Source organism: Streptomyces odonnellii (assembly GCF_000981895.1).
Classification (GTDB): Bacteria; Actinomycetota; Actinomycetes; order Streptomycetales; family Streptomycetaceae; genus Streptomyces; species Streptomyces odonnellii.
On record NZ_LATD01000373.1, the window covers coordinates 1 to 6,033 of the forward strand.

Genomic DNA, 6,033 nt, shown 5'->3' on the forward strand with positions numbered 1-6,033 from the left:
GGGATCACGGGGGAGCACGGAAGGGGCGGGACCGTACGGGGCTGGGGGCCCTGTACGGTCCTGCCTTTGCCGCTAAACCGCGGCCGCTCTCGCGGAGGTGGTTGCTCGCCGTGGGGGTTGCTCAATTGCAACTTGCGGTACGAGTGGGGGAGTCGGCGGGATTCGCTTCCGCTGCAGCGGCGATACGGGTCAGGGCCTCCGTACGGCCGCAGGGATACGCCCCGAGCGCCGTCTGGCGGCCGACGATCGAGCGTTCGGCGCGCATCAGCCGCCAGCCACGCCTGAGCAGGAACGGCACCGACTTCCGCCCCTCGCGCAGATCGCGCAGCAGCCGCCGCCGGAACGTCGTCGAGGGCCGCCCGCGCAGACAGAGCGCGTCCGCCAGGACGCCCGACTCCCGGCAGCGCGCGACGATGTCGGCGGCGAAGATGCCCTCCGCGAGGAACAGCGGGGTGTCCGCGAGGTCGAGCGCCTCGCTGCCGGTCCTGGCGCTGGTGGCGATGGAGTAGACGGGCACGCGGGTACGGCCCGTACGGCACAGCTCCTCGATCGCCGCGACCGCGGCGTCCGCGTCCCAGGAGAGGGCGGAGTCCCAGTCGATGTCCGTACTGTCCGGGACCAGTGGCAGCGTCGGGTCGTCGCCCTCCTTGTAGAAGTCGTCGAGACGCAGCACGGGCAGACCGGTACGCGCGGCGAGGGAGGACTTGCCGGAACCGGAGGGACCCGCGAGCAGCACGACCCGGGCGGGATGGGATGGGGAACTCACGGGACACCAGTGTGAGGCATGGACGGTTCCCCGTAACCCCCTGGGTACGGCCCGTTGGTGTGGCGTACCGCAACTCGACGACACCGCGTGTCGTTACGGTGACGGAACAGTCGACCGATCACCCGGCCAGGCAGGAAATCTCATGGCACGTCACACAGTTTCCCCCTCCACGCGCCGCGCTCTGCTGCGCGCCGGTCTGACCGTCACCGCGGCGGGCGCGGCGCTCGGTCTGGGCGGCACGGCGGCGCAGGCGTCGTCGGCCCCGGACAACGACAGTCAGTTGGCGGCGGCGGGCGCGGCCTCGACCCAGGCCCTCACCGGCGCGCTCACCCACTCCACCACCGGAGCCCTGGCCCCGATCACCAAGCTCCGTCTCAACCCGCTGTCCGGCACGGGGGTGGACCCCCTGGACAATGCGGTGGGCACGCAGGTGGCCGACTTCAAACCGGTCTCCACCGCACCCCTGACGGCTCCCCTGACCAAGGGCACGGGCTCGCTCCAGGGCTTCCCCGTGGTGGGCCCCCTTCTGGGCGCGCTGCTGCCCGCCTTCTCGGCCTGACGGTCAGGAAGTACGGCCCAAGTGCATCACGGCAACCCGGATCTGTGCCTGATGAATCTGGTAGACGAGGCGGTAGCGGCCAACGCGCATACGGCGGAGGTCGGGAGATCCGTACGCGACCGTGCCGTCCGGGCGAGGGTTCTCTGCGAGCAGGTCGGTGGTGGCGAAGACCTGCTGCAGTCCTTCGGGATCGGATTTCATGAACCGCGTCGCGGCGTCAAGGGCGATTGCCTCCCATACGACTTCGTAGCTCATGAGTCGCTCAGGCCGAGCCTCCGCTTGACTTCCTCGTGGGGAATGAACTCTGCAGTCCCGTCGGCCACACGCTGGCGGTACTCAGCAATTGCCAGCGCGTCCTCCAGATCCTCCAGGTCCTGCGGGTTGATCAGTATGGCCGCCACATGTCCGTGGTCTGTGATGGCGATCCGTTCGCGCGAGTGGGCTGTCCGTCGTACGAGTGTGCCGAAGTTGGCGCGGGCCTCGGTCATGCCGTAAACGCGGGCCTCGGTTGTGGTGTAAGTGTCACTCATGTGCAGAAGAGTACGGCTCTGCCAAGTAGTGCGCACTGAAAGGGCCCCGCTTTCCCCCGAATGAGGGAAAGCGGGGCCCGAAGTCCCCAGACGGCTCAGTACGACGAGCCCGAGGCGCCCACGGCGCCGGTCGGGTGCCAGACCGTCTTGGTCTCCAGGAACGCCGTGAGGCGGTGGGTACCGGGGTCCCCGGTCCAGTCCGTGGCGCGGGGGCGGAGGACTCGTTTCAGGTTGTCCGCCGCCGCGATCTCCAGTTCCTTCGCCAGGACCTCGTCCGCGCCGGTCAGGTCGATGCCGTTCACGTCCTGGTGCGTGGCGAGCGGGGCCGCGATCTCCGCCGTACGGCCCGAGAGGACGTTGACCACACCGCCCGGCAGGTCCGACGTCGCCAGCACCTCGCCCAGCGACAGCGCCGGGAGCGGGGACCGCTCGCTCGCGACGACCACGGCCGTGTTGCCCGTCGCGATCACCGGGGCGATCACCGAGACCAGGCCCAGGAACGACGAGTCCTGCGGCGCCAGCACCGTCACGACACCCGTCGGCTCCGGCGTGGAGAGGTTGAAGAAGGGCCCCGCCACCGGATTCGCCCCGCCCACGACCTGTGCGATCTTGTCGGTCCACCCGGCGTACCAGACCCAGCGGTCCACCGCCGCGTCCACCGCTGCCGCCGCCTTCTGCTTCGACAGCCCCTCCGCGTCCGCGACTTCCCGTACGAACTGGCCCCTGCGCCCCTCCAGCATCTCCGCGACGCGGTACAGCACCTGGCCCCTGTTGTACGCCGTCGCCCCCGACCAGCCGCCGAACGCCTTGCGCGCCGCGACGACCGCGTCCCGGGCGTCCTTGCGGGAGGACAGCGGGGCGTTGGCCAGCCATGCGCCCTTGGAGTCGGTCACTTCGTACACCCGGCCGCTCTCACTGCGGGGGAACTTGCCCCCGACGTACAGCTTGTAGGTCTTGAGGACGCTCAGCCGTGTCGTCGCGTCAACAGTGCTCATCAGTGCTCGCCCTCCGGGCTCGACGGGGCCAGGTAAGCCTCCAGACCGTGGCGGCCGCCCTCGCGGCCGTACCCCGATTCCTTGTAGCCGCCGAACGGCGAGGTCGGGTCGAACTTGTTGAACGTATTCGCCCAGACGACACCCGCCCGGAGCCTGCTCGCCACCGCCAGGATCCGGGAGCCCTTCTCCGTCCAGATCCCCGCCGACAGGCCGTACTGCGTGTTGTTCGCCTTCGCCACGGCCTCCTCGGGCGTACGGAACGTCAGCACCGACAGCACAGGACCGAAGATCTCGTCCCGCGCGATCGTGTGCGCCTGCGTGACGTTCGTGAAGAGCGTCGGCGCGAACCAGTAGCCGGACGACGGCAGTTCGCACTCCGGCGACCACCGCTCCGCCCCTTCCGCCTCGCCCGTCTCCGCGAGCGCGGTGATACGGGCGAGCTGCTCGGCCGAGTTGATCGCGCCCAGGTCGGTGTTCTTGTCCAGCGGATCGCCGACCCGCAGCGTGGACAGCCGCCGCTTGAGCGAGTCCAGCACCTCCTCGTGCACCGACTCCTGTACGAGCAGCCGGGAGCCCGCGCAGCACACCTGGCCCTGGTTGAAGAAGATGCCGGTGACGATGCCCTCGACGGCCTGGTCGACCGGCGCGTCGTCGAAGACGATATTGGCGCCCTTGCCGCCCAGTTCGAGGGTGACCCTCTTGTCCGTACCGGCGATCCCGCGCGCGATGGCCTTGCCGACGGCGGTGGAACCGGTGAAGGCCACCTTGTCGATGCCCGGGTGCGAGACCAGCGCCGCGCCCGTACTCCCGTCGCCCGTCACGATGTTGACGACTCCCTTCGGGAGTCCGGCCTGGCGGCAGATGTCCGCGAAGAAGAGCGCGGAGAGCGGGGTCGTCTCCGCGGGCTTCAGCACCACGGTGTTGCCGGTGGCCAGCGCCGGGGCGATCTTCCACGCCAGCATCAGCAGCGGGAAGTTCCAGGGAATCACCTGGCCCGCCACGCCCAGGGGCCGCGGGTCCGCCCCGAACCCGGCGTGGTCCAGCTTGTCGGCCCAGCCCGCGTAGTAGAAGAAGTGCGCGGCGACCAGCGGGAGATCGGTGTCCCGGGTCTCCCTGATCGGCTTGCCGTTGTCGAGGGTCTCCAGGACGGCCAGCTCGCGCGAGCGCTCCTGGATGATCCGGGCGATACGGAACAGATACTTGGCCCGCTCGGCACCCGGCAGCGCCGACCACTTCTCGAACGCCTTGCGCGCGGCCCCGACGGCCCGGTCGACGTCCTCGGCGCTCCCGTGGGCGACCTCGGAGAGCACCTCCTCCGTCGCCGGGGAGACCGTCTTGAAGACCTTCCCGCCGGCCGCCTCGGTGAACTCGCCGTCGATGAACAGCCCGTACGCGGGGGCGATGTCCACGACGGCGCGCGACTCGGGCGCGGGCGCGTACTCGAATGGGGATCCCATGGTGATCAGTCCACCGTCACATAGTCGGGGCCGGAGTAGCGGCCGGTGCTGAGCTTCTGACGCTGCATCAGCAGATCGTTCAGCAGGCTGGAGGCGCCGAAGCGGAACCAGTGGCTGTCCAGCCAGTCCGCGCCCGCGGTCTCGTTGACCAGCACCAGGAACTTGACCGCGTCCTTGCTGGTACGGATACCGCCCGCGGGCTTCACCCCGACCTGGACGCCGGTCTGCGCGCGGAAGTCCCGTACGGCCTCCAGCATCAGCAGGGTGTTGGCGGGGGTGGCGTTGACCCCCACCTTGCCCGTCGACGTCTTGATGAAGTCGGCGCCGGCGAGCATGCCGAGCCAGGAGGCGCGGCGGATGTTGTCGTACGTGGACAGCTCGCCGGTCTCGAAGATGACCTTGAGCCGGGCAGCCCCCGCCGCCTCCTTCACCGCGCGGATCTCCTCGTACACCTTGAGGTAGTGCCCCGCGAGGAACGCGCCGCGGTCGATGACCATGTCGATCTCGTCCGCGCCCGCGGCGACGGCGTCCCGGGTGTCCGCGAGCTTCACCGCGAGGGAGGCGCGGCCGGCCGGGAAGGCGGTCGCGACGGAGGCGACCTTGACCGTGGACCCGGCGAGCGCGGCGACCGCGGTCGGCGCCATGTCGGGATACACGCAGACGGCCGCGGTGGCGGGGGTTGTACGGTCGGTCGGGTCGGGGTGCTGTGCCTTGGCGGCGAGCGCGCGGACCTTGCCGGGGGTGTCCGCGCCTTCGAGCGTGGTCAGGTCGATCATGGAGATGGCCAGGTCGATGGCGTACGCCTTGGCCGTGGTCTTGATCGAACGCGTCCCGAGCGAGGCGGCTCGCGCCTCCAGACCGACGGCGTCGACGCCGGGCAGCCCGTGCAGGAAACGGCGCAGCGCGCCGTCGGACGCGGCCACGTCGGCGAATGCGGGGGTGATGGTGGGCATGGTCACCAGAGGAGCATATCTACGCGCGTAGCGACCTGTACAGAGGCCGGGTCGTTGTGAGGCCGAGCTGTGACCGGGTGCGACCGGCTTCGAGGACTGCCGGGCGTGTGCGGCAGAATCGGCCATATGACGAGTTCCGAGCGTAAGTCCTCCCGGCCGGAGCCGCGAGTGCCCGCGGCGGCGCCCGAGCCTGCCTCCGCGCCGGCCTCGCCTGCGCCCGTGCCGGCCTACCGTGACCGTGTCTACCGGTCGGCCGGCGGGATCCTCGGGGGCGTCCTGCTGCTGGCGGTCGTCGGCTGGCTCGGCATCGACGCGCTGGTACGGGGTACGGGCCGCACCCCGTGGCTGGCCCTCGCCGGGCTCCTCTTCTCCGTACCGCTCATCGTCGCCTTCAGCCTGCGGCCGGCGGTCTTCGCGGGCAAGGACCGGCTGCGGATCAGGAACCCGTTCCGGACGATCGTGCTGCCGTGGCGGACGGTGACGGAGATACGGGCGGCGTATTCGTGCGAGGTGCTCACGGAGGGGGCGGGGAAGTTCCAGCTCTGGGCGGTACCGGTGTCACTGCGGGCACGCAGACGGGCGGAGCGGCGGGGCGGTGGTGCGGCGGCGCGTGGTTCGGCGGGTGCTTCGGCGACCGGTGCCTCGGCGGCCGTTGTGGACCCGGCCCACCTGGCCGTGGCGGACCGGGCGGTGGCGGACCTGTGGACCTTGTCGGCGGAGGCGGCGGGCCGGGCTGAGGCGCAGGGGGATCCGGTGGTGAGGTGGGCGTACGA

At 70.5% G+C, this 6,033-nt stretch carries 8 protein-coding genes; 2 read left to right on the plus strand and 6 right to left on the minus strand.

Translation table 11 applies throughout. From position 1 onward, the window contains the following. Positions 1–121 precede the first annotated feature (121 nt). Positions 122–766 (minus strand): uridine kinase family protein, encoded by a 645-nt coding sequence (locus WH07_RS30065; RefSeq protein ID WP_232789116.1) that lies wholly within the window; start codon positions 764–766, stop codon positions 122–124. A gap of 142 nt (positions 767–908) precedes the next feature. On the opposite strand from WH07_RS30065, the gene WH07_RS30070 reads away from it, so the two are divergent. Next, positions 909–1,325 carry a hypothetical protein gene (locus tag WH07_RS30070; protein ID WP_046506863.1) on the plus strand — a complete coding sequence of 139 codons (417 nt, stop codon included), beginning with the start codon at positions 909–911 and terminating at the stop codon, positions 1,323–1,325. Between the two features lie 3 nt (positions 1,326–1,328). Here the strand turns inward: WH07_RS30070 and WH07_RS30075 are convergent, their stop codons facing one another. The 5 genes from WH07_RS30075 to deoC form a co-directional block, all read right to left on the minus strand. After that, the gene (locus WH07_RS30075) at positions 1,329–1,580 is read right to left on the minus strand and encodes a type II toxin-antitoxin system RelE family toxin (RefSeq protein WP_046506866.1); all 252 of its coding nucleotides are present in this window, start codon (positions 1,578–1,580) and stop codon (positions 1,329–1,331) included. Continuing rightward, complete coding sequence (locus WH07_RS30080; protein WP_408645953.1) at positions 1,577–1,855, minus strand: type II toxin-antitoxin system Phd/YefM family antitoxin; 279 nt, start codon at positions 1,853–1,855, stop codon at positions 1,577–1,579. The genes WH07_RS30075 and WH07_RS30080 overlap by 4 nt, the downstream gene beginning before the upstream one ends. 95 nt (positions 1,856–1,950) lie before the next feature. Beyond that, entirely contained in the window at positions 1,951–2,850 is a 900-nt protein-coding gene (locus WH07_RS30085) for an aldehyde dehydrogenase family protein (RefSeq protein ID WP_046506871.1), read from the minus strand. Further along, entirely contained in the window at positions 2,850–4,307 is a 1,458-nt protein-coding gene (locus tag WH07_RS30090; RefSeq protein WP_046506874.1) for an aldehyde dehydrogenase family protein, read from the minus strand. Before WH07_RS30090 ends, WH07_RS30085 begins: the two co-directional genes overlap by 1 nt. A gap of 5 nt (positions 4,308–4,312) precedes the next feature. After that, positions 4,313–5,260, minus strand: a complete 948-nt coding sequence (gene deoC, locus WH07_RS30095; RefSeq protein ID WP_198533918.1) for a deoxyribose-phosphate aldolase — start codon at positions 5,258–5,260, stop codon at positions 4,313–4,315. A 219-nt stretch (positions 5,261–5,479) separates the two neighbouring features. Between deoC and WH07_RS41835 the strand changes: the two genes are divergently transcribed. Next, on the plus strand, positions 5,480–6,033 hold a 554-nt coding region (locus WH07_RS41835), incomplete at its 3' end, for a PH domain-containing protein (protein WP_046506880.1).